Origin of the sequence: Litorimonas haliclonae, assembly GCF_965138505.1 — a bacterium.
Lineage (GTDB): Bacteria > Pseudomonadota > Alphaproteobacteria > Caulobacterales > Maricaulaceae > Litorimonas > Litorimonas haliclonae.
Map to the genome: position 1 here is coordinate 158953 of NZ_CBCSCO010000003.1, position 26987 is coordinate 185939.

Here is a 26987-nt window from a genome sequence, read left to right on the forward strand (position 1 = left end):
ATGAAATCTTAAAGAAAAACATTATTTACTTCTTATATATCGAGCTATATATGGGATGCCCTGTCGATTCCGAAGCCTCCTGCGGTGCAGTTGGTCGTACGTAGGAACCGATGGGGCATCATTTTTTCCTAGAAGCTTTTTTCGTTTTGTTCGGGTCGTGCGTCGAATTGTTCGGAAGAAACAGCCAATGACGATACGGATGGTTAAATCGGTCCTCTAATCCGCCAGGCGTTCCCGTGCCCGTTCCAAAATTGAAATTTGGATAAAGCCTCTTAACCCGTCTTTTGATAACAGCGTAAACCTCTTCCTTCGCCCGCGCTCTTTTGCTTCGCCTTTTGGCTGGCGGCACTACTCTCGTGTGCTTTTCATTAAGTCGAGAGTTTATTCCGCCTAGAATGATATCCAACCCCTGCAGAATATTGTGACCTTTAGAGTTGATGGCTGTAATGTCCTCGAATGCGATACTGAACTTCGCGCGCGACCAGACCGGGTAGTTTGATAAATCAGATAGATATGTTCGGAATTGATCAATACTTTTTTGGTCGCTCGGAAGATCGTCAAGCAAAACCATTGCCGATGCAGATCCGTTCTGAGGCACTGAATAGCGTAGTCCAAACGCGTGTTTGATGAACTGATAATAAAGGAGTAAGTAGTCGTTTCCGACCTGATAATCCTGCAAATTCGGGATGTTTTGATTGTGCGTAAACATGATCCGCACCTTGAGGTCTCCCCTTTCAATAATATCAAAGAAGGTCTCTAAGAAATCAATATACTTGGCTTTATAGTGAGGGGTTACTTTTTCCCATTTCATTTCACCTTCAAAGACGTTTAGAAAATCTTTTTTAGCTTGCAGTTCTTGCTCAATTGCAAATTGCCGATCGGCACGGATTAATGCGCCGCCGTAGAAATTAGAATAGAACCGACCCTTTGCGTCGGATTCATCACAGTATATTATATATCGTGTGTGAGACATTGGCGGGTGTTGGAGTCCTCAAATTGCGACAATTTAAACTCTAGCTTCGCAAGTGTGGCTTTCCATCCCGAATCTAGCTGTGGGCTTCGTATTTATGAAGAAATTACCCTCAGTGTCGAGCCCGTCTAATAAAAAATATATACAGATTTCCTATTCTCCACATGGGTCTGGCTTCATTTTTCTAACTAGATCTCTTATTCCATCGCTCAATCGCGGTCGCCTCAAACTTCGGCACATCGGGGTGAGCGCTGTCCTTTATCCGCGTGGGCAACATCACTTTCGGTCCTTGCGCGTGGCACTCATAATTGAGGCACTTCACCCGCACAAACCCGGTCACGACATCCAGATCAATCGAGTGTTTCGCCTCGCCGCAGAAAGGGCAAGGCGACGGCCGCGCGCTATTCGGCATTGTCATTAGACGTTCCTGTCAAAAGGTTTTCCATCGCCAAATATTTTCGAAGATAGCGGACGTTCATGCGTTTGTGATAAGATTTCAGGATAGGCTTGGGAACGGTCGAGCCAATGAGACCTCCCAGTAACGCCCCGCCCAACACGATGACCCATTCCGGATAGTTGCCGCCGAAATACCTTATCCCGATATTTGAAAAGAAAATTGCCAGCATTACGATTAACGCGCCCTCGATGAATTGCAGGCGCTTGCCGATATTCTCGGCCTTGATCTTGTGATAGTCCATCTTTTGACGGGTCACGTACATCTCGTGGCGAAATCTTTCTCCATGGCTCATTTGGACATCATATACAAAACCAGACCCGCTTCTCAATAGCCAACGAGCGGTGCGTGTGAGCGTCTGAAGGTTTCTGGCAAGAGGTAATTCCTAAAACAAAAAGGAAGTACCCATGACCAAAGACCCAATCCCAAACTTATATATGATAGAATTGAACAGACACGTTGCCCGAACCAAACAGCCCTTACAGTTTTTGAGCCTCAGTGATTGGCGCAAACTAGAAAGCGTAAGAGATAGGGCCCGTAGAAGGCGGCTAAAGGGATTCGGCGGTGTATGAGTCGGTCATTGACTTAGCTCCGTTCTTATAAATATCTCGGCAACATCGTTTCGGTCTTCGCCATAGACGGCGATCCAGTCGTTTTGCGCGGCTCCAAGATGTTCGGGCGTCGTGCGGCGGAAACGTGTTATCACGCCTGAAATACGGTTTTGCTTGCCATACCCTTTAGATAGAGTGACGGGGCGCCCGACAAAACAAGTGCGCTCATTCCAGCGCGGCCCATAAGGACGCATTTCAGATACCTTCACGCCCGCCTCAAACTGCTCATAGTATTTTGTTTTGAGCGGGACGAATAACGGTTTTCTCTCTGTCATGTTAGGTTCCTTTGGTGGGGGAGGATTCAACATCACTTAAAAGATACGCAAGGGTCTGAAGGTCGAGCGCTTTCCACCAAATAAGCCATCGAATAGTATCGGCGGCGCGTGGGCAGGACTCATCTGCATCAGACAAAACTTGCTCAAGGTGAGTCCAGTTGGACGCCTCATATTTACCCACAGTCAGCTTGCGCTCTTTAGCCTTTGGCATGATTCGACTTAGCCCTTCCTGTGCGGATTCCAAGCGGCGCTGAATTTGCTCATGCATTTCAGTCGGTGATAAGCTCACGTCACTCTCCTTTTTGTAAATGCGGTGGGGAAGAAGCCGCCCGATCCAGTCTCTTGAGGTGTGATTCCCAAGCTTTGCTCTCAGAGCGCTCTCTTGCGCGGCGCATCTGTCTGGTTTCATTTGGGTTTGGCGGATAAGATGCAGGGACGGGCAGCCTGACAGCCAAGGTGCGCCGCACCTCGCGCCCCCAGTCGCGCAAGTTTCTCGCCTCTTTCGCTCTTATTTGAGCCAAAGTAGGAGGGCCAATTGGACGGCTATAAATTTGGTTTGGAGAACGAGGTCGAGACTCTATCTCGCCGTAACGATTAAATCCGCCCATGCCGAGGCCAAGCACCATCGACCCCATTAAAGCCATCATCATTGCATGAGCCTCGTCGTTCACGTTCTCACCTTCGTAATACCGAGGAAGCGGATGCACTCGATCACAACTGATTTGTTCCAACTTTCACGATTTGTTCCGCCCGAATCAGCGCTCAAAATATCGGAACACTCATTGTTTTTATTAAGTTTGTGCGCGGTTTGTGGAACCGGAGGTCCTTGGTTCGAGACCAAGAGGCGGTACCATTTTTCAAACCTATTTGACAAGCTATGGTGGCAACCCCGGTTGTCAAATATGCCTGAAATTAAGGCTAATTTTCCATGTCCTAACGACTGATTAACCCTGTTCGGGATAAATCAGGGCATGCTTCAAGATACAGACCGCATTAAGACTGAAGATGCCCGTCAGGCTGTGCATGACGCTGACCCTGAAAAGCGCAGCCACGCGACTATGCGTCTATCTAAAGTTATTCAGAACCCCAACCTTACCGAAGGCGAAAGAGATTACGCAAATCGCTTAATTGAAGTCATCAGTGAGGACGTCTCCGAATTGGTTCGTCGTTCTTTGGCGATTACACTTAGGAACTCTCCCTTTATTCCTAGACCGGTTTTGTCGAGATTGATCGAAGACATCGATTCGATTGCTGTCCCATTGATTACGCATTCTCCTTTACTGACAGAGGCTGATCTTTCGCTTGTTCTGAAGTCAGGAATGGTGGGAAAGGTGAGGGCTGTCGCGGCGCGTAAAGATCTATCCAACCGCATCATCTTGAGTTTGATAGAGACAGGAGACGCCCAGTCGAGCCGCACGCTCGCCGCCAATGACACTCTCCATTTGTCGGACGAAGCCGCGCAAGCGATGATTGAGACCTACCGTGAAGACGACATTATCCGGCAAGCTATGTTAAATAGAGCGTCAATGCCGATGCTTGTCGTGGAGAAACTTGTGGCGGCCTCTGCGGAAGACATCGCAGATAGGTTATTTCGCAGAAAGTCACTATCTAAGGAAAATTCGAACAGAATCGGACGGGAGACCCACGAAAGAACTCTCGTCAGACTAACCAATGAGCATTTTTCTGAAAAGACGCTCAGAGATCTCGTTTCCGCTTTGAAATGTAATGGGCGTCTCAGTCCTGAATTGACACTCAGAGCTATGGGGCTTGGTAAGGTAAGCCTCGTTCATTATTGCCTTGCTGCCCTGGCAGATTTAAGCGTCAGAAAAGTTGTTCTTATGCTCCATGATACAGGGCCATTTGCATTGCGTGGTCTCTGTGCGAAAGCGGGGTTCAAAGAACCCCAAACCCGATTTATGCGGGAAGCTCTCAAGCTCTACAATGATATTGAAATGTCAGGTGGAAAACTTTCCGCGCATGAATTTCAAGTCAAAATGCTGGAACGAATTTTGACGCTGCCAATTGAACTATCGGAAGCTGATAGTGACTATTTTTACGGGATTTTGGACGGTCTCGAATCGGATCAACGAAAAAGCGATTAAGTCGAAAATTGTTCGCGCAGGATTTTTTCGTCCAGCCCGTGATCGGCGTCAAATAAGAGGTTCAGCTTTTTTCCGCGATCCTCGTGCACTTTCACATAGGTCACATTACGAATTTCTTGATTGTCAGCGGAAACTGAAACCGGGCGGCGGAGCGGATCCAGCACCTTGAATTCTACGGTGGCATTGGCGTTTAGTAAAGCCCCACGCCAACGACGCGGTCGGAAAGCACTAATGGGGGTAAGCGCTAAAATACGGGAGCCTAAAGGAACAACAGGGCCGTGAGCGGACAGGTTATAAGCGGTCGAGCCTGCTGGAGTTGCGACCAGAATGCCGTCGGCAATTAGTTTCTCGAGTCGTTCATGCCCATCTACAGTCACAGATATATGTGCGGCCTGTTGCGTCTGACGAAAGAGAGAGATTTCGTTAAAGGCCAGATCTTCGAAACGCCCGCCCTTAGCTTCCACCATCATTTTCAGCGGACGTACAGTCGTTTTTTCTGCTGCAGAGAGACGCTCCAACAAGCTTTCTTCTGAATAAGCATTCATCAGAAACCCGACCGTGCCTCGGTTCATGCCGTAAACAGGCAGTCCGCGCTGCACCAAAGTCGTATGCCGCCGTAATGTCTCCAGCATGAATCCATCGCCGCCCAAAGCAATAATCGCGTCTGCTGTTGCGGCATCCACGTTGCCGTAACGCTCCGTCAAAGTTTTAAGGGCGCTTTGAGCGTCGGGTTTCTGACTGGCGACAAAGGCCAGTTTTTGAAATGTTGTGTCGGCCATTGCGTTTGAGTTCAGGCCCTTTCCGGTTCATTTGATTATCTCTTATCATTTGACCTGAGGATGTTGCAAAGATTAAAAACTTGAGAGGGGGTGTTGATGTCAAAGTGTTATTGTAATTTTGTTAAAAGGGCTTTGTTTCTAACTCTCTCCGGACTGATACCTGCTTTCGGATATGTTGAGGCGTCGGCGAGTGCCTGGACGTTAAAGCCTGGCAAAGCCCAGCTTATCCTAACGGGGGCTTATAGCTCTGCCGATACACTCATAGGTAGTGAAGGCGATAGTGTTGAGCTGCAAAGCTTTACCAAAAGTGACACGCGCCTCTATCTGGAGTTTGGCTTATTCGAAAATATAATGATGGTCGGGCAGACCGGGTATCAATTCATTGATTTTGAAGGCGCCGGAAGTGACGTTGACTTCGCTGATTTCGAAGAGACGAAACTGAGCTTGCAGTATCAGATCAAACGGAAAGAGGGTTTGGCCGCCTCTGTTCTGGCGTCCTATGTCCTAGACGGCGGGCTTGATGACCCTCGACTGAACCTTGGCGGCCGCAACAATGAAATTGAGGTGAGGGCGCTCTTCGGGCGAAGTAAATCTCTTAAATCTGGCGAAGACCCAAGATGGGTTTGGTTTTATGACGTTCAACTGGGAACGCGTTATGACCTGAAAAGTAGTGATATCAGTCGGTGGCAACTCGATCTGACGGCCGGAATAAAGCCGAATGACAAGTGGATGGGCCTGGCCCAATTATACGGGTTAGATATTCAGGAACAGAGAAACGGCAATTTTATCGTTCCCAGCACAAAACAGGCCAAGTTAGAGCTATCTATCGCCTATAAAATTAGACCCAATCAATATATTCAGATCGGCGCACTACAAACGCTTGCGGGACGGAATCTCGTTAAGGAAACTGGTTTGTTTACGGGGATTTGGCGGAAGTTTTAGATTCTATCCCGTTGGTATGTTGTTTCATATAGGCGATAACCGCTGCTCGGTCCTCTTCCTTCTTTAATCCGATGAAACTCATCCGGTTGCCTGGAATATAGTCGCTAGGGCGGATCAAAAAAGTATCGAGAGTTTTATCTGTCCAGACAATATCAGAGGCGCTCATCGCTTTTGAATAATTAAAGTCAGGTTTTGCACCCGAAACACTTCCGAAGAGGCCGTGGAGATTTGGGCCAACCTTGTGAATTTCGTCTTGCCCTAGAGTATGACAGGCCTGACAGCGTTTAAAAATAATTCGACCTCTTTCCATCTGCGTCATGGGCTTTTTAGTCGCGACTGGCGTTGATTGGCTTGCTGACCCAGTTGTTTCCTTGTCTCCGCAACCGGAAAGCAAAGCAGCTGTGATGAGAAGGGAGATACAAAGGGTCGGAAGTTTCGCCTGAAATGTCATCGTTAATTCCTGTAAGTTCCTTTGAATTTCATCAAGTCGAACAAAAACGTATATGCGCTATATGTGAATGTGACAAAGCGCCTCTTATCGGCTTTGCTGTGATGTGGCATGACTTATGACAATTAGAAGGCTTTCTTTTTGCTAAAAGGAGAGCGAAAACAAAGAGTAGAGAATTTATGACATTTCATCCGCCCCAGAAAGCGATGCAGTTTTTGCTCAGTCACAGCGTGGATATGGAGGCGCTCCGCGCTTTGCCGCAATTCGAAGATGCGAGCCAAGAGTTGGTTAGTGACGTTCTGGCCGGGGCGGCGGCTTTTTCCAGCGATGTGATAGCCCCGACAAATTGGGACGGCGATCAGTCTCCGGCGCAGCTCAAAGGCGATGACGTGACGGCGTCACCGGGATTTAAAGAGGCATATAAGGCCTTTGTAGAGGGCGGCTGGCAAACACTCGCTACGCCCGAAGATATTGGCGGAATGGGCCTTCCGAGCGTAGTGAGTGTTGCGACCAATGAGATGATTTACGCCTCCAATATGTCTTTTGGCCTCTGCCCGATGCTGACGTCCAGCGCGGCCAAAGCCATTCACGCCCATGCGTCTAAGGAGCTTCAAGAGATATATCTGTCTAAAATGGTGACAGGCGAATGGAGCGGGGCCATGTGCCTGACAGAACCTCAAGCTGGATCCGATTTGGGGCCGGTTCGAACAAAAGCGACTGATAACGGCGACGGAACTTACAGCCTTAAAGGACAAAAAATCTATATTACTTGGGGCGATCATGATTGCGCCGATAATATCATCCATTTAGTTCTGGCGCGCTTACCCGATTCTCCCGAAGGATCGCGGGGCATATCCCTTTTTCTTTGCCCCAAATATTTTGTCAATGAAGACGGATCTCTTGGAGAACGCAATAAATTCAAACCTATAGGGCTGGAACATAAACTAGGCATTCACGGCTCCCCGACCTGTACTATGGAATTTGACGGCGCAACAGGTTGGCTCGTGGGAGAGGTTAATCGCGGTCTCGCCTGTATGTTTACGATGATGAATGAGGCCCGACTTTTTGTTGGAGTGCAAGGGGTCGCAATCGGTGAACGCGCCTATCAAGCCGCTCTAGATTACGCGAATGAGCGCGTGCAAGGCGTGCCCATTGAAGGCGAAGCGGGCGACCCAATCTTAGGTCACCCTGATGTTCGACGCATGCTTCTGGAAATGAAAACCCGCCTTATGGGGGCCCGGGCGATCGCGATGGCTACAGCCGCGGCTTCAGATTTGGCTTTTGCCAGCCAAGATGCGGATGTTGCGAAAACCGCACACGCCCGCGAAGCTCTATTGACGCCCATTATTAAATCCTATGGCTCCGACACAGGCGTCCAAGTCGCCTCTATTGGCGTTCAGGTGCATGGCGGAATGGGTTTCGTTGAGGAAACCGGTGCGGCCCAACATTACCGCGACGCACGTATTGCCCCGATTTACGAGGGTACAAATGGAATTCAGGCAATTGACCTGGTTGGACGTAAACTTCGCCGAGATGGCGGCGAGGCGATGAAAAGGTTGATTGAAGACCTTAAGCAAATTCAGTCGCTTGCAGAGGGGAGTTCATCTGCGGACAAGTTGGGCTTGAGCCAGTGCACAGCCTCACTCACTAAAGGCATAGAGGCGCTTTCTACCGCGACAGACATCGTTCTAAAGGCGGATGATAAAGAGGCGCTCAGCGTAGCAATGCCATATTTAAATCTATGCGCGTCCGTTATTTCCGGAGCCTTTCTTCTTAAGTCCGTTGTGAAGGGAGCTGAGTCCGGAGACGAACTTACAGCCTCTATGGCAAGTCTTGCCCGCTATCACGCGGTTGCGATCTTACCCGAAGCAAATGCCGCGCTCGCGCAAGTCCAAGCAGGCGCTTCAGCCTTGTTTGATTTTCCCGAGAGTCAGCTTGCAGACCTATAGGCTTGACGCGTATAGCGTTTCCGAACGGATAGGGCTTTTACTATGTCAGCACAAAACCACGTTAAACGAATGACTGCTCCGGAGATTACGGCGCGAAAAGGCGGTGACCCTATCGTCTGTTTGACAGCGTATGATGCGCCGACTGCATCCATTTTGGATGAGTATTGCGACTTGATTCTGGTGGGGGACAGTGTCGGGATGGTTATTCACGGACTGAATTCCACTGTCGGCGTGACAATGGAAATGATGATTCTACACGGGCAAGCGGTGATGCGGGGTTCTCAGAAAGCCTTAGTCGTGGTGGATATGCCTTTTGGCTCATATGAAGATGGTAAAGAGCGGGCTTTTCAAAATGCGTCGCGTATGATGATGGAAACCGGCTGCCAAGCAATCAAGATTGAGAGCGGCTCTTACGCGGCGGAAACTATTCGATACCTTGTTGAACGCGGTATTCCGGTGATGAGCCATGTTGGACTACGTCCGCAAAGTCATCACGTGTTGGGAGGTTTTCGCGCGCGCGGCCGACGGGAATCTGTTGCCAATGAGATTGTAGAGAATGCAAAAGCCGCCGCCGAGGCAGGTTCTTTCGCCGTTGTTGTTGAGGGCGTCTCTGAAGATATAGCCGATAAAGTCACGGAAGCTGTTTCTATTCCTACAATCGGGATTGGGGCTTCGGCGAAGTGTGATGGGCAAATACTGGTCACGCCCGATATGCTCGGCCTGTTCGATCGCGTGCCGAAATTTGTCCACAAATTTGCGGATCAGAAAGCCTTGGTTGAAAAGGCCGCGTCTGAATATGCGTCGAACGTGAAAGACCGCAGTTTTCCTCGCATGGAAAACGTTTATCACTTCAAAAAATAACCTTTAAATATCAATGTGGCGGACCTGGTTAGCTTACGCCCTGTTAATGCCCTTTGCTGTTGCGGCGGGCGGGTCGAAGCGATAGGTTCCGCCGGATTTTAAGAGTAAGCCGGCGTTGACTCGCGGCATTAGCAAGAGAACAGGTCGCCGTGGTCGATTTTATCAATGAAGTCGAGGAAGAACTCCGTAAGGACGACTATAATAAACTCCTCAAAAAATATGGACCGGCGATTGCGGCGGTAATTGCGCTTATCATTGCGGGAACCGCGTTTCTGGAATGGCGTAAATCCAGTGACGACCGCATGGCGCGGGCCGCGTCTTCGAGCTATGTCAGTGCTTCTGATTTGGCGGCAGATGGACAGTCAGAAAGAGCTGTTTCTTCTTTTGTCGCTCTTTCTGAAAAAGCCCCGAGTGGATATGCCGGACTTTCTTTGATGCGGGCAGCGGCCGTTGAATTAGAGGGAGGCGACTCAGCTAAGGCCGTTGATCTCTATGATCAGGCGGCGGAAAAGTTTAAGCTAGCCAGACATAAAGACCTTGCGAAACTCAAAGCAGCCTACATTCTTTCCGATCAGGGTGCGTATGCGGACGTTCAGGCCCGTCTAGACCCTTTGGCTGCAAAAGATGCGCCTTATGAGTTTCTGGCGCGGGAGCTGGCCGGGTTTGTCGCTTATCAAACGGGCGATATGAACACAGCGCGACAAGAATTTACTTACTTGGAAAGTATTCCGGGGGTCCCGCCCTCAATCGCCGAGCGCGCGGGACAATTCCTGACCCTTGTTCCAGCGGCTGAAGTAGGTGAGGCGCTGGCTCCAGAGCCTGTCACGCCAAATTCTGGGGACGACGTTTCGGAGAGCGGCGCCGCTCTACCCCCGCCTAATGAAACAGAAACTGATGCGTTAGAGCCAGCTGAGGCCGCGCCAGAACCAACGAACCAAACCGAATCCGGAGACGCCCCGTGAGCAATTTGACTGCCCGGACAAAACTGTCTGCTCTTGCATTGACTACTCTCTTGTTGAGCGGTTGTTCTACGCTTTCTAGCGTAACAGACGCTATCAACCCGTTTGATAAAACAGATGCTGAAAAACGTGCTGAGCAAGGTGACGTTGCAGGAGAAAATGAACGCATTTCCATTCTCGAACTTTCGGATTCACTAAGTGTATCAGGCACGGTAACGCCGGACCAAGTGAGTTTGCCTCCGGCATATGTAAATACGGATTGGCCTCAGGTTGGCGGGAACGCGTCTCATGTGGTGCAGAATACAGCGGCTTCGGGCTCTCTTTCCAAGGTCTGGTCCAAAGACATTGGGAAAGGATCAGGGCGAAAAACCCGAGTGGTCGCGTCCCCCATTATCGTTAATGGTGTGATCTACACGATGGACGGAGATAATGAAGTCACTGCGGTAAGTGAAACAACAGGGGATAAACTCTGGAGCTATGAGATCAAAGTTTCTGAACGGGAACGCACGCGTGAAGGCCGTGCAGGAATAATTGAACGGATCAGAAATCCTTTAGCTCTGTTCCGGGATAATTCCGGCACAGATAAAGAAAGTGTCGGCGGAGGAGTTACCTTTGACGGAGGCACTCTTTTTGTAAGTTCAGGGTTAGGCGCTATTGCAGCTCTAGATCCCTCTACCGGGACTGAAAAGTGGAAATATGAAGCCCGTGTGCCTATGCATTCTGCCCCCGTGGCAAATAACGGGCGTGTGTTTGTCATTTCTGACGATAATGAACTTTATGCTTTTAACGCGAATACAGGCGAAGTGCTTTGGACCTATCAGGGTATTATTGAAAGTGCCCGTATGCTGACATCTCCTGCCCCTGCTGTCGTTGATGATGTCGTTCTCGCGCCGTTTTCTTCAGGTGAAATTGTCGCCTTACGCGTTCAGAATGGCGGCGTTTTGTGGCAAGACTCACTGAGTTCAAATGCGCGTTTGACACCGTTGGCTTCTCTGAATGATATTTCGAGTGGTCCGGCTGTCGCGGACGGCTATGTTATAGCCTCTGCGCAGAGCGGCGTCATGAGCGCTTTTGACTTCCGTACGGGACAACGTATTTGGCGTCAGCCTGCCGGAACGCTTGGCATTCCTCTTATTGTTGGGGATTTTGTTTTTGCCGTCACGACAGAAGGACAGGTTGTCTGTCTTTCAAAGCTTGATGGCTCTGTTGTTTGGCTTCAACAGCTGGATGCTTTCAAAAACCCCGAAAAACGGAAAACGCGCATTGTTTGGTCGGGACCGATAATGGCCGGAGGGCGTCTTTTCATGGCGTCATCACGTGGAGAAACGGTTACTCTGAACCCTCAAAATGGAAATATCATGAGCAGGGGTGAAGTGGGTGGCGATGTATTCGTTTCGCCCATCATTGCGAATGAAACGATTTATGTCGTGACCGATGACGCTAAGCTCATCGCTCTAAGATAGTCAGGACCTGTTATGGTGCGCCGCGCCAAAGATGATGATTGGAAAGACGAAGATCCAGGTCAGAAAAGGTCTGCCAAGATCGCTGTTATCGGCCGCCCCAATGTCGGAAAATCTACTTTATTCAATCGGTTGGCAGGGAAAGCTCTTGCTATCGTAAATGATACGCCTGGAGTGACACGGGATGTCCGTGAAACTAAATCCAAAATGCGCGGGCATGACCTGACCTTGATGGATACGGCTGGGTTTGAGACGGCCAAAGGCGATGTCCTTGAAGCCAGAATGCGCGAGCGGACGGAAGCCGCCGTCATGGATGCTGATATCTGCTTGTTTGTTTATGACGCCCGGGACGGCGTAACGCCGCTAGATCGTACATTCGCGCAATTTGTGCGCAAGACAGGTAAACCCGTCGTTCTCGTGGCGAATAAGTGCGAAAGCCGTGCCGGAGATGTCGGAGTGACGGAAGGGTATTCTCTCGGTATGGGGGACCCAATTGAAGTGGCTGCTGAGCACAATATCGGGTTTGTTGATCTTGACGATGCGATTGAGCTAGCACTTCGAGGCGTGAAGCTCGACATGCCAGATGAGGTTATCGACGAATCTGAAGCGCCAGTCCGAATTGCCATAGTTGGACGCCCAAACGCAGGCAAATCGACGCTTATCAATACGCTTATCGGTGAAGACCGATTGCTAACAGGGCCCGAGGCCGGAGTTACCCGAGATTCAATCACCATTGATTTCGTCTGGCAAGGCCGCCGGGTACAATTTCATGACACTGCCGGAATGCGCAAGAAAGCCAAAGTGCAAGAGACTTTAGAGCGCCTTTCAGTGCAGGATAGCCTACGTGCGATTAAATTCGCGCAGGTCGTCGTCCTGCTCATGGACGCCGAAAAACCATTCGATAAGCAAGACCTGCAAATTGCCGACCTTTGTGAACGCGAAGGCCGCGCTCTGGTTATTGGCGTCACCAAGTGGGATCTGGTCGAGAACAAATCAGAAATGGCCAAATATCTCCGAGAAGAGGCCGCGCGCCTTCTACCGCAATTGAAAGGCGTTCCGGTCATTATGTTTTCCGGCCTTACAGGGAAAAGCGTGGACCGTCTTCTGCCAGCGATCGAACGGGTTCAGATTGATTGGTCCGCTAAGGTGAAGACGTCAGAGCTAAATGACTGGTTGGTTGAAAAAGTTCAGCGTCACCCGCCGCCCGCCGTGAACGGCAAGCGCATTAAGCCGAAATATATTAGTCAGACCAAGACCCGGCCGCCAACATTTGTTTTGAAATGCTCCCGTGCAACAAAGCTTCCGGAGAGCTATAAACGCTATCTTATCAATGGATTACGTGAAGACTTTGAATTAGTTGGAATACCCATTCGTCTCTATGTCAAAGCGGATGAAAACCCCTATGATAATACGGTCCGAAAGCAGGGCATGGAACCACTTAGAGAAAATAGTCGGCGCAACAGATAGCTGCGCCGCTACTTTGATTAAGGCTATTCTTGGCTTGCTACCGGATCCGGATCAGAAGCCGATTTCAGATAAGTATCGAGAAACTCGACATAGGCATTTGAGGCTTCGATTCGGTTGGATTTGTTTCTGAAGCCATGCCCTTCATCTTCGAAAATAATATATTCGACTGGCACATCATTTTTTCGAACGGCCTCTACCAATTCATCACTTTCAACTTGTAACACGCGTGGATCGTTAGCGCCTTGAACGACTAAGAGAGGCTTGTTGATATCTTCCGCATGAAAAAGCGGTGAAATAGCGCGATGACGCTCCTCGTCGGTCGCCGGATCTCCCATCTCATCATAGAGGGATTCCCGAAAGCTTTCCCACCAGGGCGGAATAGATTTCAGCGTCCGTACCCAATTGGTGACACCGAAGATATTGATGCCAACATCAAATTCCTCGGGTTCAAAGGCTAGAGCCGCGGCAACCATATAGCCGCCATAACTCCCGCCTATAATGCCGATACGCTCTCCATCAACCCACTCATACTCCGCCATGAAATCCTTAGACGCGATCACGTCTTTCAGATCGACATCGCCGTGTTTTTTATCATCCATATGGAAAAAGGTCTTACCATAGCCGGAGCTGCCACGATTGTTCATGGCGTAAACCGCGTAGCCATTATTGACCAAATGCTGAATGGTTGCATTGTAGCCCTTGCGGTTTTGCCCGCCCGGACCGCCATGAACCATGATAAGGGCAGGGACGGCCGTCTCCGCGCTAGCGCCGTGTGGTTTGTAAAGGATGCCTGGAATTTCCAGTCGGTCATAACTCTCGTATCGAACGACTTCGCCTTCAACCAACATATCAGAGGAAATTTCTGGGTTTAATGCATTTGTCAGTCCTTTAACGTCTCCGCTGGCAAGTGAGGCGACATGAATGTCTGACGGCGCCCTGTCGCCATTCATAATGAAAGCCACTTGGTCTTCTTCAGCGGAGAAGCGGACGGAATTGACATTTCCCTCCGGCAGGTCATTTAGTTTTACGTCTTTTTTTTCTGTCAGATCGCGAATTGTAACTTTTGTTGACCCGTCATCGTTTATGCCGCTCACGCGATATCGGCCGCTTGGGGAGTAAGTAACGTAAGAGACGTCCCAATCCGCTTTCAGGAGTTCTGATTTCTCTCCGGTCTCAATATTATATTGCCAAGCCTGGGTAAATTCGCCGAATTCGTCAGTCGCATAAATCAAGTACTCTCCGTTAGGAGAGAACTCATTCGAGGCGTGAGAAATATTTCCCTCATGTTCTGTGATAAGAGTCGGGGTTTGATCCCGGCTTTTCATATCTACAAGATAGATATCTGAATCGGCTGAGGTGCGGTTCTGCGTTAGGGCCAAATAACGGCCATCTCTGCTGATCGCATCAACTTGTTTGCCGTCATTTTCAAAAATCATTTCGCGCGAATAATCTTCCGTTTGATAACGGTAAACATCAAAGGTTTTGGCATCCCGTTCATTGGTCATCAGGAAGAAACTGTCGCCGGTATCTGACCAGCCTATAAAGCTGGCTTTGACAGGGTTTCCTGGCGTCAGGTCTTTTGCGGACCCGTCCAGCTCTTGCACATAGACATGGTTGAGTTCATCGCCACCGCCATCGGAGGTGTAGAGAAAACGCTCGTCATCAGGAAACCAGCTCACGGCGGAAATTGGGTTTTCTTTAGAGTCCGTAAGTTGGGTTTTTTCGCCCGTTTCCGCATTTAGTCTGTACGCATTGAAAATCCCGCTCTCATCAGAAGTCACCAATAAGTCACCGCTAGAGGCTCCAAATGCCTTCCCCGCACTAGAGGGGAGGCCGTAACTTGTGGTTTGAAAAAAGGCTTCGGCTGAGAATTTAGGAATTTCTTTTTCTGCCTGTTGTTCGGCAACCGGCTCCGAAGCTGTAGAGGCGTTCGATTGAGCCTGGCATGCGCCCAGTGCCAATACCGCAGCGCTCGTTAGTAAAAAGTACTTCATTTTAATCTCCCCGTTCGTGAATTTCATTGATGATAGCACGATTAAAAGACTTGAAAATGTAAAAAATACTTTACACTCACTCTTTCCTTCCTTATGTAAAAGATATCTTACATTTTGGAGGTTTGCAAGATGACACGCATAGAAGAAATGACGGAGCCGCAACGTCAGAGCTGGATTAAAATTTTGGCAGATGGGGCAATTCTTATTTGGTTCTGGAATGCCATGACCGGAGGGTTTGGGCTTTCTCCACAGAATTTCAGTCCGGCGCAGATGAGTGGGGTTATTGTCAAATTGGTCGTCATTACGATCATCCTGCACGCGGGTGTCTCTATCGCGTTTGAAGTTCGTAAGAAAAAAGAGCGGTTTCAAAAAGATGAACGAGATATAGAGATATCCCGAAAAGGCAGCCAAGCCGCATATGGTTTGCTTCAGTTAGGGGTAGGCTTCGTAATCATTACCCTCTTAGCTCAATTTGTTATTGGTGACGTTTATCAAGGACCTGTCTCTGTAATTGAGCCCATCGAGATGATCTTTGCGCTCTGTGTGATTTCATATCTTTCAGATTTGTATCGTCATGCAACCATATTGTGGGCTTACAAGGCCTAAACATGGGAGGTAAGAAGTCTAACATAACAAATAAGATTAAGCGCGTACGTGTGTTAAATGGGTACTCCCAAGTCGAGCTGGCCGAAAGGGTGGGCGCAACCCGCCAGACGATTATAGCGGTAGAGGCCGAGCGTTATGCGCCTTCACTTGAATTGGCTTTCCGCATTGCCCACGTCTTAAAGGAACCTATCGACGGACTTTTCGTATTTGATCCGTCTAATCTCGACTAAATCACTAAGGAAAAACTATGACTGATATTAACGCGTATGCCGCCAAAGAAGCCGGTGCAAAACTCGAACCTTACAGCTTTGATCCGGGGGCAATAGGCGCGCATGAAGTCGATGTGAAAGTGTCCGCCTGCGGTGTTTGCCATTCAGACCTTTCAATGATTAACAATGACTGGGGTTTTGGGCAGTATCCCATGGTGCCGGGTCATGAGGCCATAGGTGAAATTACGGAGATCGGGAGTGCTGTAAAAAACCTTAAAGTAGGCCAAACCGTGGGCGTAGGGTGGAATGCCGAAAGCTGCATGCATTGCGCGCCGTGTTTATCTGGAACGCAACAGCGTTGCCAAACAGGTGTCCCGACAATTATTTCCAAAGGCGGATTTGCAGATCGCGTTCGTGTCCAAGATATTTGGGCTGTGCCTATTCCAGACGGAATGGACGCAAAATCGGCGGGGCCGCTATTCTGCGGCGGTATCACAGTATTTTCGCCCTTCGTCGATTACGATTTGAAGCCAACAGACCGCGTCGCCGTTATCGGCATAGGCGGTCTAGGGCATTTGGCGTTGCAATTTGCGCGCGCTTGGGGCTGCGAGGTGACGGCCTTTACGACGTCTATGGATAAAGAAGACGAATTGAAGGAGTTGGGCGCGCACCATGTTGCCAATAGCCGTGACGCCGATTCAATGAAGAAGTTGAAAGGCAAGTTCGACTTTATCCTTTCGACCGTTAATGTCAGCCTGGATTGGCCTAGCTACCTTGCCACTTTACGCTCTAATGGTCGATTGATTACGGTCGGAGCCGTAGATAAACCTATGGGCATCCCCGCTTTCTCTTTGATTTCAGGTGGTAAATCCGTGGGCGGCTCAGACACGGGCTCTCCGGACCGCGTCGCAAAAATGCTCGAATTTTGTACACGTCACGATATCAAACCAATGGTAGAATACTTCCCAATGGAAAAGGTCAATGAAGCCCTGGAGCATCTCGAGAGCGGAAAAGCGCGCTACCGAGTCGTGCTGACGAATTAGGGTCAGCTGATCCAATTAAAAGAAATTATGCGCGAGGCTAAACTGTCTCGCGGTAATTTATAATCTGGTCCGTCTCTGAGTATTCAGGAGACAGCATTTTTACAATCAGTGGCGCAATGTCTGAAGGGTTTGGGAGCTTGCTCGGGTCTTCGCCGGGCATGGCTTTCGCCCTCATCGCGGTGCGTGTTGCGCCGGGGTTGAGTAAATTGACCTTTAGTGCCGTAACCTCTGCTTCTTTGGCATAAGATTGGACCAAAGCTTCCAAACCAGCTTTGGTCGCGGCGTAAGCGCCCCAATAGGCTCGGCGTGTGGCTGCGACCCCTGACGTTAGGAAAAGGGCGCGCCCTGAGTCAGACGCTCGTAGAAGGGGATCTAGGGAGCGGATAAGCCGGTAATTTGCGGTTAGGTTGACGTTAACGAGTTTGTCCCAGGTTTTTGGATCAAGGTGTGGAACGGGCGTAATCTCGCCCAGCATGCCTGCATTCGCCAAAAGTCCGTCGAGTTTGCCCCATCTTTCGTTAATGATCGCGCCTAAACGGTCAATTCCGTCTGTTTGGGTTAAATCCATAGGAACAAGCGTGCAGCTTTGCCCTTTGGCTTTTACGGCGTCGTCCAGGGCTTCTAGCCCGCCCTGTGTTCGGGCGAGAGCAATAATGTCAGACCCGGCCTCGGCCAGCGCTTCTGCAGCGGCGTAACCGATTCCGCGCGAAGCACCTGTCACGAGGGTGACGCGTCCTTTCAAAGGTTTTGACATAATCAGACCTTACGCAACTTCGACGAGGAAAGAGAGCTGTTTGGATTCTCCGCTAGCCTCGCGGTCTCGGTCAATCAATGGAGTGGGGTAATCGCCGGTAAAGCAATGGTCGGTAAATTGCGGAGCATCCGCGTTGCGTTTCTCGGCGCCCATGGCCCAATAAAGACCCTCAACAGAGAGGAACCCTAAGCTGTCGACCTCTAACATTTCAGTCATGGCTTTCAGATCATAATTTGCCGCCAAAAGTTTGTCCTTAGTCGGCATATCAATTCCGTAGTGATCTGGATGTTTGATGGGCGGTGAGGCCGACCGGAAATGAACCTCTTTCGCCCCAGCGGCTTTGATCATGCGGACAATTTTGGTGGAGGTCGTGCCGCGCACGATTGAGTCGTCGACGAGCAAAACACGCTTGCCTTCGATCATAGAGCGGTTGGCCGAATGTTTCAGCCGCACGCCCATATCCCGAATTTGTTGCGTGGGTTGGATAAATGTCCGTCCGACATAGTGATTTCGGATAATCCCAAGCTCAAACGGGGTACCTGTTTCCTGACTATACCCCAATGCGGCGGGGACGCCGCTATCAGGGACGGGAATGATAACATCCACATCCGCCGGTGTTTCTTGCGCCAAACGTCGGCCCATGCGTTTGCGGACTTCATAGACGCTTTTCCCGCCGACAATACTGTCGGGCCGGGCAAAGTAGACAAATTCAAAAATACAGGGCCTGCACTGGGCGTTTGGAAAGGCGGTAAAAGAACGAATGCCGTCGGCGTTGATAACTACGACTTCGCCGGCATCAACTTCGCGGATAAACGTGGCGCCAATCATGTCAAATGCACAGGTTTCAGAGGCGAGAATATAGCTGTCGCCGACCCGGCCAATCAAAAGAGGGCGGATGCCAAAACGATCCCGCGCGCCGATAAGCATATCTTCGGTCATGCCGACAAAAGCGTAACCGCCGTCAACCTGGCGTATGGCGTTTACAAACCGATCAATAAACTCGCCCGATTTCTTACGCGCGATGAGGTGAATGACGACTTCGGTATCGGAGGTCGATTGAAATAGCGCCCCTTTTTCAACGAGATGCTCCCTAATGGCGTAAGCATTCGTAATATGGCCATTATGGGCGAGAGCAAAGCCGCCGGAGTGCAGCTCAGAGAAGAGGGGCTGAACATTCCGTAGGACGGTTTGTCCGGCCGTAGAGTAACGGTTGTGACCAATCGAAATATGACCCGGTAGACGCTCGGAGGGATCTTCGCCGGTAAAGTTATCTCCTACTAGGCCAAGATGTCTTTCCGTATGAAATTTTTTGCCATCATAACTGGCGATGCCGCAGGCTTCTTGGCCACGATGCTGCAATGCGTGTAAGCCGAGAGCCGTTAAAGACGCGGCGTTTTCCATACCAAAGATACCAAAGACCCCGCACTCTTCGCGGATTTTATCTTCATTCAAATCAATCTCACAGGAAGGATTTATAAGTCCTGATGTAGATATATCGGTCATTCGCTAATCTCCCGGCTGAAAGCGTCAATATCGCCGTCTTTAATACGGTCTGCGTAAGACTTCCACTCCGCAAAAGGTAGATTTCGGATGACATTCCCGATGCGGTTCAGAAGCGGGTAAAAAGTAGAGGTTTCGAGATAGTCCGGAAGCGGTTTAGGCGGAGCCTCCATTTGATCTCGCATGGATTCCGGCATTCGGTTCATTATGTCGGATGGATAAATACCAGGGTTTTCTAAAATGTCTCTTTTGAAATCTTGAGCTTCCATGCTGGCGCGGTGACTGGCAGTTAAAACCATTACGCCAAGTGCTGCCAAGATCAGTCCTCGGAAAATTCCGAAAACGGCCCCGAGTGAGCGATTGAAAAACTTTGCCGGCGGGGCTTCCAGCTCGCCGAATATTTTCGACAGAATAAAAACGGCCAACAGGTAAACAATGGCAAATGTCCCTATACCTAGGGTCGCGTCAGCTAACCAGGACGGCGAAATAAAGTCTTGAACCTGATAGCGAAATTGGCCCCAGACAAAAAGCGTTAGGATACCGGCCATTAACAGGGCGACAAGCGAGAGCACTTCTCGAAGAAAGCCGCGCTGTAAGGCAATTATAAGGGATATGAGCAGAATGACGAGAACGACGACATCAAATCCGTTAAAGGCAAACGGTCCAATACTCATACGAGGCTCGCTTTATAAGTCTACGCCGCCCAATTGGTCTCCCAATCCTTCCCGGCTTCTGCGCTGGCTTCTACACGGCGAACGAGGTCGGGCAAAGCCTTGATTGCAATTATCGGCAGTGCCGCATTTTCATTAGCTTGGTCGGTTTTCCCTTGATCAGTTTTAAGAGGGCGGGGCGCTATGGCTTTTTTAAAGCCTAATTTTGCGGCCTCCTTTAACCTTGCGTCGGACCGCCCGACAGCCCGAACATCGCCGGACAGGCTAATTTCGCCGAAGACGACTGTATCAGCGGGGAGGGGCATATCGAAAGCCGAAGAGACAAGCGCAGCGGCGACTGCGAGGTCGGCAGCAGGCTCATTGATACGTAAGCCGCCGGCTACGTTGAGGTAAACATCTTTTCCCGCAAAGCTTACACCGCACCGAGCCTCTAGAACCGCTAAGACCATAGCTAGGCGGCCATTGTCCCATCCGACGACAGCGCGCCTCGGCGTGCCAAAGGCGGCAGGGGCGACCAAGGCCTGTATTTCTGTCAGGACGGGCCGGGTGCCTTCTAGCCCGGCAAAAACGGCGGCACCGCTTGATAAATCTCGACGTCCATTGAGGAAAAGTGCGGACGGGTTGGGCACTTCCCCAAGTCCGCTTTCGAGCATTTCGAAGACACCGATTTCGTCTGTAGGACCAAAGCGATTCTTGTGACCGCGTAAAATTCTGAATTGATGAGCGCGATCCCCTTCGAAATAAAGCACGGCATCCACCATATGTTCAACCACGCGAGGGCCCGCAATTTGACCATCTTTGGTGACGTGCCCGACTAAGATGACACAAGTGCCGCGTTTTTTGGCAAAACGGGTCAATTCTTGAGCGCAGGCCCGCACCTGGGCGACAGTGCCAGGAGCCGCGCCGAGTTGGTCAGTCCAGAGGGTTTGAATGGAATCGATGATAACGACATCCGGTTTTTCAGCCATCAAACCATCTATGACCGGGCCAAGAGAGGTTTCTGCTGCGAGGGAAACCGGGCTGTCAGCCAAACCGAGCCGTTTTGCCCGGCGCCGCACTTGTCCTACGGATTCTTCGCCTGAAATATAGGCAGTCTTGATACCGCTTTTGGCCAACTTGCCTGTGGCTTGAAGGAGAAGAGTTGATTTCCCAATGCCGGGGTCGCCGCCCACTAATAGGGCAGAGCCGGGGACCAATCCGCCTCCGGTGACGCGATCTAATTCGGCAATGCCTGTACTCAGGCGCGGGACGTCCCGACTTTCCCCGCCAAGATCAACAAAGTCGACGGATCGCCCCTTACGCCTCTTATGGGCAGGGCGTTCATTTTGAGCTGTGATCTCTTCAACAAGGGTGTTCCATTCCCCGCAGGAATCACACCGTCCGGCCCATTTCCCATGGACGGTTCCGCAGGACTGGCACACAAATTGTGTTGTCGGTTTAGGCATAAGGTCTCGCTCCGATTCTTAGGGATAGAGCCAGACTATGCGATAAATGTCAACAAATGTTTATGGTTTGTTCTATGCTTTTGAGCCTCACAGTATTTATCTGTGAGGCGTCTGACGTTAGTTATAAAGGTGAGCGGTAGCCCTTTAGCTCTCAAGGGCTTTCGCAAGTAATTCGTCTAGCCGGTTGGTATTAGCCCCTGCAACAAAATCATTATTGACCAAGAAGAATGGCGTGCCGGTCAAAGCCGGTATGCGGCTGGAGAGCAGAAGCGTATCTTCGATTTGACGGTCCAGAGCGACATCTTTCATGTCGGCTTCAAATTTCTTCATGTCCGCACCGCTATCTTTCACGACTTGACGAATGCGTTCCTGAGTCAGGCTCCGTTGATCCATAAGAGCAAAATGGACTTCGGTATATTTATCTTGTCGCCCCGCCGCGAGAGCGGCTTTGGCGGCGTAGCGGGAAGTTTTAGATCGGCTGTCCAAGATAGGCAGTTCTTTAAAAACAACGCGCACATCATCGGGATAATCTTCTAACAGATCTTCGACCCACTGAGTGGAGTTTTTACAGAACCCGCAATTGTAATCAAAAAATTCAACCACGGTCACCTTGGCGTCGTCTGGGCCAACACTAATGTCGCGCGGGTCATTGAAGATTTGATTGGAAACAGCCGCAATCGCTTCACGGTCTTGGCGTTCATCAAGTTCAATCAAGGCGTCCCGAATGATCTCAGGGTTTTCCATCAAATAGTCTTTTATAATACGCTCAACGTCAGCTTCTTTCATATCCGGCCCTGGCCCCGCTTGGGCGCAGGCGCTGAGTGAAAATGCCATGGCGGTTGCCGAAACGGCGATGAGAAATCGTTTCATGAATCTATACCTGTTCTAATTTTCGCTGCTATATCAGGGCGCGATTAAGAAATCTTCAGAAATTTAACGGGGAAGAGAGGGCTCACCGGATTGTGAGACATTAAGAGAGAACGGCTTTGGTCCGCGGCTTCTTTTGCCTTCTCTCGCAAGTTGCGCATCGGAAACAACGACGATATCCGAAGCCCGCCGCCATTGTGGTTCATTGCGGGGAAGGTCTTGCTGAGCGCGCTGGGCAAAAGATCGGGCGCGCTGAATATCCCCAATCGCATAAAAGCGTTCAGCACTCGCGTATTTTGCCAAGGCGTCATTGCCTTGTTGCCCATAGGCTAAGGACAGCAAATACCAACCATAGCTGTTGTCACGTTCATCTTGTAAAGCTGACTTGATAAGTGAAACCGCCTCCTCGACCTGTGGACCCTCGCGTGTTTCTATGAGGGACTGCGCGAGAGCAATCTTTAACAGGGGGGCATCGGGTTTTAATTCCAAGGCGCGGCGGGCTGGGGGCAGGGCGTCTTCTCTTTGTCCGCTTTCATAGAGAATTTGAGCCTTCAATTCGTGGAAATAAGGATTCTCCGGTTCTTCCTCGATGAGTGAGTCGATTTCCTTAATCGCATTGTTCAAACTCGCAGATCGGAAAAAGGCGACGGCGCGGGCATAACGCGCATATTGGCTTTTATCAGAGAGTGGATAACGCGAGAAGACGAGTTGAGGCCCTTCAAGAAAGCCTCTCAGCTTGGCCTTCATCATATCCATATCATGTTGGTCTTCGGGCGGGTCGGTCACGGTGCGATATTCGCTCTCATCAACTCGCTCCCGCAAAGCATCAATTCGATCAGATGAAAGAGGGTGTCCACGGAAATAGGGATAACGACGGGCCTGCGATAAAACTTCCTGAGCCCGGAATTTCTCAAAAAACTCAATTAAGCCTATACCTGATTGTCCCGTCGCTTCCATAAATCTTGCGGCGTATTGATCGGCAGCAGATTCGTTGACGCGGGAGTAAGACAGAACCTCTAAAGTTCCGAACTGCGAAGACCCGCCCAAAATAAGCGCTCCGGCGGAAGTTTCGCCGGCGAGAATAGCCGCCAGTCCTAACCCGGCCGCGACCAGCATAGATCCATAAGCGCTTCGACTGCCGTAATCCGATCGAACGATATGTCCGCCAACAATGTGGCCGGTCTCATGGGCGATAACGCCTTTAAGCTGGTTCGGGTTTTCAGCTTCCAGGATAAGCCCGCTATGCAGGAATATGTTCTGTCCCCGCGTGACAAATGCGTTGAGGGAGGGGTCGTTGACCAAATAAATATCGACAGATGCAGGCGACAACCCCCCGACCCTGAGAATTGGGTCCGTGAAATCATTGAGAGTCTCTTCGATTTCAGTGTCCCGAAGCAAAGATTGCGCGTGGGTTTGCGCGACCGGAATGATCGCGCAGGTCAGCGCTATCGCACTGATTTTAAGCCCGCGTATGAAGTGTCTAACAGCCACACCTAGTCCTTTAAGTTATGGCGTGAGTTTTTCAAAACCGTGTGACTCCGTCAAGTTACGCAGGCGTAACAAAGCAGTGACTGCAATGTTTCGCGGTCACAGAGAGTTTATCGTTTTAACCCGAACCAACTCCGCTTCTTTTTCTTAGGCGGCGCTTCAGATTTTGGATCGCTTTTCTGAGGTTGCGATGCGGGGGCAGGGTCAGGGTCAGGTTTGGGGTCTGACTTTTCACTTGCGGCCTTTTTGGGAGGAGCCTTACGCGTACGAGGAGACTTTGTCGCTATGTCCGAAGCTTTAGACGGGGCAGCGCGGCGTCTTGCTGGTTTAGCCTCTGTTGCGGGGGCGTCGCCTGACTTAGCGATTGAAGCCTTTGTAGCAGGAGCACGGCGTTTTGCGGTCTCTTTCTTTGCTTTTGGGGTTTCATTTGTCGCCGCGTCATTTGAGTCCGATGGTTCCGCAACTTTCTTTTTAGGTGCGGCGCGTCGGCGCGAGCTGGACTTTACAGCTTCAGTTTTAGCAGTCGATTCTTTCGTTGCATTTTCAGCTTTATCAGAGGCTTTTGCGGCCTTTGTAGGGGCTTTGCGTTTCCGAGCCGGTTTAGAAGATTCATCCGTTCCTTCTGCTTTTTTCGCGGGAGCCTTCTTTGTTGCTGCTTTTTTTGCAGGCGCTTTTCGGCTGCGTTTAGGCTTTGCGTCCGCTTCGGTACCCGCTTCGTTATCAGCTTTTGGTTTGCGCGACGGGGCCGCACGGCGTCTACCGTTTGATGAGGCTTTTAATTTGGCTGCCGTTTTTTCTTCTTGCACAGGAGCGGAGCCTTTATCCGAATCTGAACCCGAATCTGATTTAAGAGATGTCTCGTCTGAAGAAGATTTCTTAGACGGAGCTTTACGACGTCGGCTTGATCGCGATTTGGCTTTCGCCGCATCTTTTTCATTTGCTTTCGGATCGGCCTTGTCAGCTTCTTGCTTCAGCTCGTTACTCTTCTGAGATACATCGGAGTCAGATTTGCTATCATCCGACTTACGAGTCGGAGCTTTGCGAGTTGCGCGGCGTCGACGTGATTTCGGCTTGCTGTCCGACTCTGCTTTTGGGTCGATAACTTCTAGACCGTCGGGCGCCGACTCATTGTCAGACTTCTTGTTATCGGATGGCTCAGAGGTTTTGTCGTTGTCGCTTTCCTCATTTTGATTGTCATTACGAGACCGGGAACGACCACGTCCTCCACGACGTCCGCGGCGGCTTCGGCGGCGACCTGTCCGTTTTTCATCCGAGTTGTCAGAAGACTCCTCTGCGTCATTCGAAGTCTCGTCTGACTCGTCTTCGTCTGAGGAATCATCATCTTTGGATTTGGACGATTGCTTTTTTGGGGCGTTTTGCGCTTTCTGGCGCTGGCGGCGAAACTCCTTTTCAATTTCGTCCAAAGGATCGGGGCCTTTCCGGTCCTTCTTTTCAGTAATTTCAATTTCGTAATGCGGACGGATAAGCTCATCATCTGCGAGAACTTCTGTGAAGACGCCCATATCTTGGTCGACCTGTGTCAGTAGATCCCGTTTTTCGTTCACGAGGTAGAAGGCGACATCCGGAGAGACTTTCAACCGGATACGCTCGGCTTCGCCGTGAGCCGCTGTTTCTTCGACAGCGCGAATCGCTGCCAGTGCGCTGCTCTCTACAGTGCGTTTGCGGCCTACACCTGCGCAGTGTGGGCAGGGGGTTGTGGAGCCTTCCAGCAGGCTACGACGGCGGCGCTGACGTGAAATTTCCATAAGGCCGAATTGTGAAATTCGGCTGGTTTGAATGCGGGCCCGGTCTTGAGACAGAGAATCTTTCATTTTCCGTTCCACTGAACGGTTGTTCTTGTTTTCATCCATGTCGATGAAATCAATCACGATGAGACCAGCCAAGTCACGAAGGCGCATTTGGCGCGCGACTTCTTCTGCGGCTTCCAGATTGGTTTTCAGAGCCGTGCGTTCAACATTACGCTCTTTGGTGGAGCGGCCGGAGTTAACGTCAACTGAAACAAGGGCTTCGGTCGGATGAATGACAAGGTAGCCGCCGGATTTGAGCTGAACTAGAGGAGACAAGCTGTTTTCGATCTGACTTTCCGCGTTGTAACGGAGGAAAAGAGGGATGTCGTCTTTGTACTGCTTCACGAATTTCGCGTGACTTGGCATAAGCATTTTAATGAAGGCCTTGGCCGTTTTATAGGCTTCTTCACCTTCGACCAAAACTTCGTCGATGTCTTTGTTATAAAGATCCCGGATGGAACGCTTCACGAGATTGCCTTCCTCGTGGATGAGGGCAGGCGCAATGGATTTCAAGGTTGTTTCGCGAATATCCCCCCAGAGCCGAGACAGATACTCATAGTCGCGTTTAATTTCGGCCTTAGTGCGTTTAGCCCCGGCGGTTCGAACAATCACGCCCATGCCTTGCGGGACATCCAAATCGCCCATGACGGACTTCAGACGTTTTCGGTCAGAGCCATTGGAAATTTTACGGGAGATACCACCGCCCCGGGGAGTGTTGGGCATTAAGACACAATAACGTCCGGCGAGTGAAAGGTAAGTCGTCATCGCGGCGCCTTTATTGCCGCGTTCTTCTTTGACAGCTTGAACCAGAATAATCTGGCCGCGTTTTATGACCTCCTGAATTTTATAGCGGCGGCGGGAAATACGCTTTCGGCGCGTACTCGCCACTTTGGCTTGTTCGTCCGCAACTTCGGCGTCATTTTCATCGGCCGCGTCCTGGGCGTCTGGATCGACATTCTCGTCGCGTTCAACGTCGTCGCTAGAGTTTTCGTTATCTGCCTCGGGGTCGTCTTCATCGGAACTATGTTCTTCTTCCTCTTCGAGTATCGCCATGCGATCCTCATAAGGGATTTGGTAATAGTCGGGATGAATCTCTGAAAAGGCGAGAAAACCGTGGCGATTGCCGCCATATTCAATAAAGGCGGCCTGAAGGGAGGGCTCTACCCGTGTAACACGGGCGAGATAGACATTGCCGCGCAGCTGACGCTTATTGCGGCTCTCAAAATCGAGCTCCTCAACGCGGTTGTGATCGACAATAACGACGCGCGTTTCTTCCGGGTGGGAGGCGTCGATTAACATTTTCTTTGACATGGAAAACTCCGTTG

General features: G+C 50.4%; 26 protein-coding genes. 10 read left to right on the plus strand and 16 right to left on the minus strand.

Translation table 11 applies throughout. The annotated features are described in order from the left end of the window. Positions 1 to 118: 118 nt before the first annotated feature. The 6 genes from ACNA05_RS08130 to ACNA05_RS08155 form a co-directional block, all read right to left on the minus strand. Positions 119 to 973, minus strand: coding sequence for a DUF3800 domain-containing protein (locus ACNA05_RS08130; protein WP_415810949.1), 855 nt, complete (start codon positions 971 to 973; stop codon positions 119 to 121). Between the two features lie 181 nt (positions 974 to 1154). Then, on the minus strand, positions 1155 to 1388 hold the full coding sequence (locus ACNA05_RS08135) for a Lar family restriction alleviation protein (protein WP_415810950.1): 234 nt from the start codon (positions 1386 to 1388) through the stop codon (positions 1155 to 1157). Then, the gene (locus ACNA05_RS08140; RefSeq protein WP_415810951.1) at positions 1372 to 1683 is read right to left on the minus strand and encodes a hypothetical protein; all 312 of its coding nucleotides are present in this window, start codon (positions 1681 to 1683) and stop codon (positions 1372 to 1374) included. The genes ACNA05_RS08135 and ACNA05_RS08140 overlap by 17 nt, the downstream gene beginning before the upstream one ends. 318 nt (positions 1684 to 2001) lie before the next feature. Next, positions 2002 to 2310: a hypothetical protein gene (locus ACNA05_RS08145; RefSeq protein ID WP_415810952.1), complete on the minus strand. Its 309-nt coding sequence runs from the start codon at positions 2308 to 2310 to the stop codon at positions 2002 to 2004. A gap of 1 nt (position 2311) precedes the next feature. After that, complete coding sequence (locus tag ACNA05_RS08150; protein ID WP_415810953.1) at positions 2312 to 2599, minus strand: hypothetical protein; 288 nt, start codon at positions 2597 to 2599, stop codon at positions 2312 to 2314. A gap of 1 nt (position 2600) precedes the next feature. Beyond that, entirely contained in the window at positions 2601 to 2981 is a 381-nt protein-coding gene (locus tag ACNA05_RS08155) for a hypothetical protein (RefSeq protein ID WP_415810954.1), read from the minus strand. Positions 2982 to 3281: 300 nt separating this feature from the next. On the opposite strand from ACNA05_RS08155, the gene ACNA05_RS08160 reads away from it, so the two are divergent. Next, complete coding sequence (locus ACNA05_RS08160; protein WP_415810955.1) at positions 3282 to 4412, plus strand: DUF2336 domain-containing protein; 1131 nt, start codon at positions 3282 to 3284, stop codon at positions 4410 to 4412. On the opposite strand, the gene ACNA05_RS08165 is transcribed toward ACNA05_RS08160, so the two are convergent. Next, entirely contained in the window at positions 4409 to 5191 is a 783-nt protein-coding gene (locus ACNA05_RS08165) for an NAD kinase (RefSeq protein WP_415810956.1), read from the minus strand. The genes ACNA05_RS08160 and ACNA05_RS08165 overlap by 4 nt on opposite strands. A 96-nt stretch (positions 5192 to 5287) precedes the next feature. On the opposite strand from ACNA05_RS08165, the gene ACNA05_RS08170 reads away from it, so the two are divergent. Further along, positions 5288 to 6133, plus strand: a complete 846-nt coding sequence (locus tag ACNA05_RS08170; protein WP_415810957.1) for a hypothetical protein — start codon at positions 5288 to 5290, stop codon at positions 6131 to 6133. On the opposite strand, the gene ACNA05_RS08175 is transcribed toward ACNA05_RS08170, so the two are convergent. Next, positions 6108 to 6584: a c-type cytochrome gene (locus ACNA05_RS08175; RefSeq protein WP_415810958.1), complete on the minus strand. Its 477-nt coding sequence runs from the start codon at positions 6582 to 6584 to the stop codon at positions 6108 to 6110. The genes ACNA05_RS08170 and ACNA05_RS08175 overlap by 26 nt on opposite strands. Before the next feature lie 176 nt (positions 6585 to 6760). On the opposite strand from ACNA05_RS08175, the gene ACNA05_RS08180 reads away from it, so the two are divergent. The 5 genes from ACNA05_RS08180 to der all read left to right on the plus strand — a co-directional run bounded on the left by ACNA05_RS08180 (position 6761) and on the right by der (position 13277). Further along, positions 6761 to 8530 carry an acyl-CoA dehydrogenase gene (locus tag ACNA05_RS08180; protein WP_415810960.1) on the plus strand — a complete coding sequence of 590 codons (1770 nt, stop codon included), beginning with the start codon at positions 6761 to 6763 and terminating at the stop codon, positions 8528 to 8530. A 42-nt stretch (positions 8531 to 8572) separates the two neighbouring features. Then, entirely contained in the window at positions 8573 to 9391 is an 819-nt protein-coding gene (gene panB, locus ACNA05_RS08185; RefSeq protein WP_415810961.1) for a 3-methyl-2-oxobutanoate hydroxymethyltransferase, read from the plus strand. A gap of 149 nt (positions 9392 to 9540) precedes the next feature. After that, positions 9541 to 10353 carry a tetratricopeptide repeat protein gene (locus tag ACNA05_RS08190; protein ID WP_415810962.1) on the plus strand — a complete coding sequence of 271 codons (813 nt, stop codon included), beginning with the start codon at positions 9541 to 9543 and terminating at the stop codon, positions 10351 to 10353. Next, positions 10350 to 11813 carry an outer membrane protein assembly factor BamB family protein gene (locus ACNA05_RS08195; RefSeq protein ID WP_415810964.1) on the plus strand — a complete coding sequence of 488 codons (1464 nt, stop codon included), beginning with the start codon at positions 10350 to 10352 and terminating at the stop codon, positions 11811 to 11813. The genes ACNA05_RS08190 and ACNA05_RS08195 overlap by 4 nt, the downstream gene beginning before the upstream one ends. A 12-nt stretch (positions 11814 to 11825) precedes the next feature. Beyond that, positions 11826 to 13277 carry a ribosome biogenesis GTPase Der gene (gene der / locus ACNA05_RS08200; protein WP_415810965.1) on the plus strand — a complete coding sequence of 484 codons (1452 nt, stop codon included), beginning with the start codon at positions 11826 to 11828 and terminating at the stop codon, positions 13275 to 13277. Positions 13278 to 13300: 23 nt separating this feature from the next. On the opposite strand, the gene ACNA05_RS08205 is transcribed toward der, so the two are convergent. Further along, positions 13301 to 15271, minus strand: coding sequence for an alpha/beta fold hydrolase (locus tag ACNA05_RS08205; RefSeq protein WP_415810966.1), 1971 nt, complete (start codon positions 15269 to 15271; stop codon positions 13301 to 13303). A 129-nt stretch (positions 15272 to 15400) separates the two neighbouring features. Here ACNA05_RS08205 and ACNA05_RS08210 point away from each other — a divergent pair, with 129 nt between their 5' ends. Genes ACNA05_RS08210 through ahr form a run of 3 tightly spaced genes read left to right on the plus strand, consistent with a single transcriptional unit; the run spans position 15401 to position 17129 of the window. After that, a complete protein-coding gene (locus ACNA05_RS08210) occupies positions 15401 to 15877 on the plus strand; it encodes a DUF2178 domain-containing protein (RefSeq protein WP_415810967.1) in 477 nt (158 codons plus the stop codon). A 2-nt stretch (positions 15878 to 15879) separates the two neighbouring features. After that, positions 15880 to 16107, plus strand: a complete 228-nt coding sequence (locus ACNA05_RS08215; RefSeq protein ID WP_415810968.1) for a helix-turn-helix transcriptional regulator — start codon at positions 15880 to 15882, stop codon at positions 16105 to 16107. A gap of 17 nt (positions 16108 to 16124) precedes the next feature. Beyond that, positions 16125 to 17129, plus strand: a complete 1005-nt coding sequence (gene ahr / locus ACNA05_RS08220) for an NADPH-dependent aldehyde reductase Ahr (RefSeq protein ID WP_415810969.1) — start codon at positions 16125 to 16127, stop codon at positions 17127 to 17129. Positions 17130 to 17166: 37 nt separating this feature from the next. On the opposite strand, the gene ACNA05_RS08225 is transcribed toward ahr, so the two are convergent. The 7 genes from ACNA05_RS08225 to ACNA05_RS08255 form a co-directional block, all read right to left on the minus strand. Then, a complete protein-coding gene (locus ACNA05_RS08225) occupies positions 17167 to 17883 on the minus strand; it encodes an SDR family NAD(P)-dependent oxidoreductase (protein WP_415810970.1) in 717 nt (238 codons plus the stop codon). 9 nt (positions 17884 to 17892) lie between these two features. Continuing rightward, on the minus strand, positions 17893 to 19386 hold the full coding sequence (gene purF / locus ACNA05_RS08230) for an amidophosphoribosyltransferase (RefSeq protein WP_415810971.1): 1494 nt from the start codon (positions 19384 to 19386) through the stop codon (positions 17893 to 17895). After that, the gene (locus ACNA05_RS08235) at positions 19383 to 20057 is read right to left on the minus strand and encodes a CvpA family protein (RefSeq protein ID WP_415810972.1); all 675 of its coding nucleotides are present in this window, start codon (positions 20055 to 20057) and stop codon (positions 19383 to 19385) included. Before ACNA05_RS08235 ends, purF begins: the two co-directional genes overlap by 4 nt. Positions 20058 to 20077: 20 nt before the next feature. Next, a complete protein-coding gene (gene radA / locus ACNA05_RS08240; protein ID WP_415810973.1) occupies positions 20078 to 21499 on the minus strand; it encodes a DNA repair protein RadA in 1422 nt (473 codons plus the stop codon). A gap of 144 nt (positions 21500 to 21643) precedes the next feature. Beyond that, the gene (locus tag ACNA05_RS08245) at positions 21644 to 22369 is read right to left on the minus strand and encodes a DsbA family protein (RefSeq protein ID WP_415810974.1); all 726 of its coding nucleotides are present in this window, start codon (positions 22367 to 22369) and stop codon (positions 21644 to 21646) included. A gap of 63 nt (positions 22370 to 22432) precedes the next feature. Then, positions 22433 to 23857: a M48 family metalloprotease gene (locus ACNA05_RS08250; protein ID WP_415810975.1), complete on the minus strand. Its 1425-nt coding sequence runs from the start codon at positions 23855 to 23857 to the stop codon at positions 22433 to 22435. 107 nt (positions 23858 to 23964) lie between these two features. Further along, positions 23965 to 26973, minus strand: coding sequence for an Rne/Rng family ribonuclease (locus tag ACNA05_RS08255; RefSeq protein WP_415810976.1), 3009 nt, complete (start codon positions 26971 to 26973; stop codon positions 23965 to 23967). Positions 26974 to 26987: the final 14 nt, after the last annotated feature.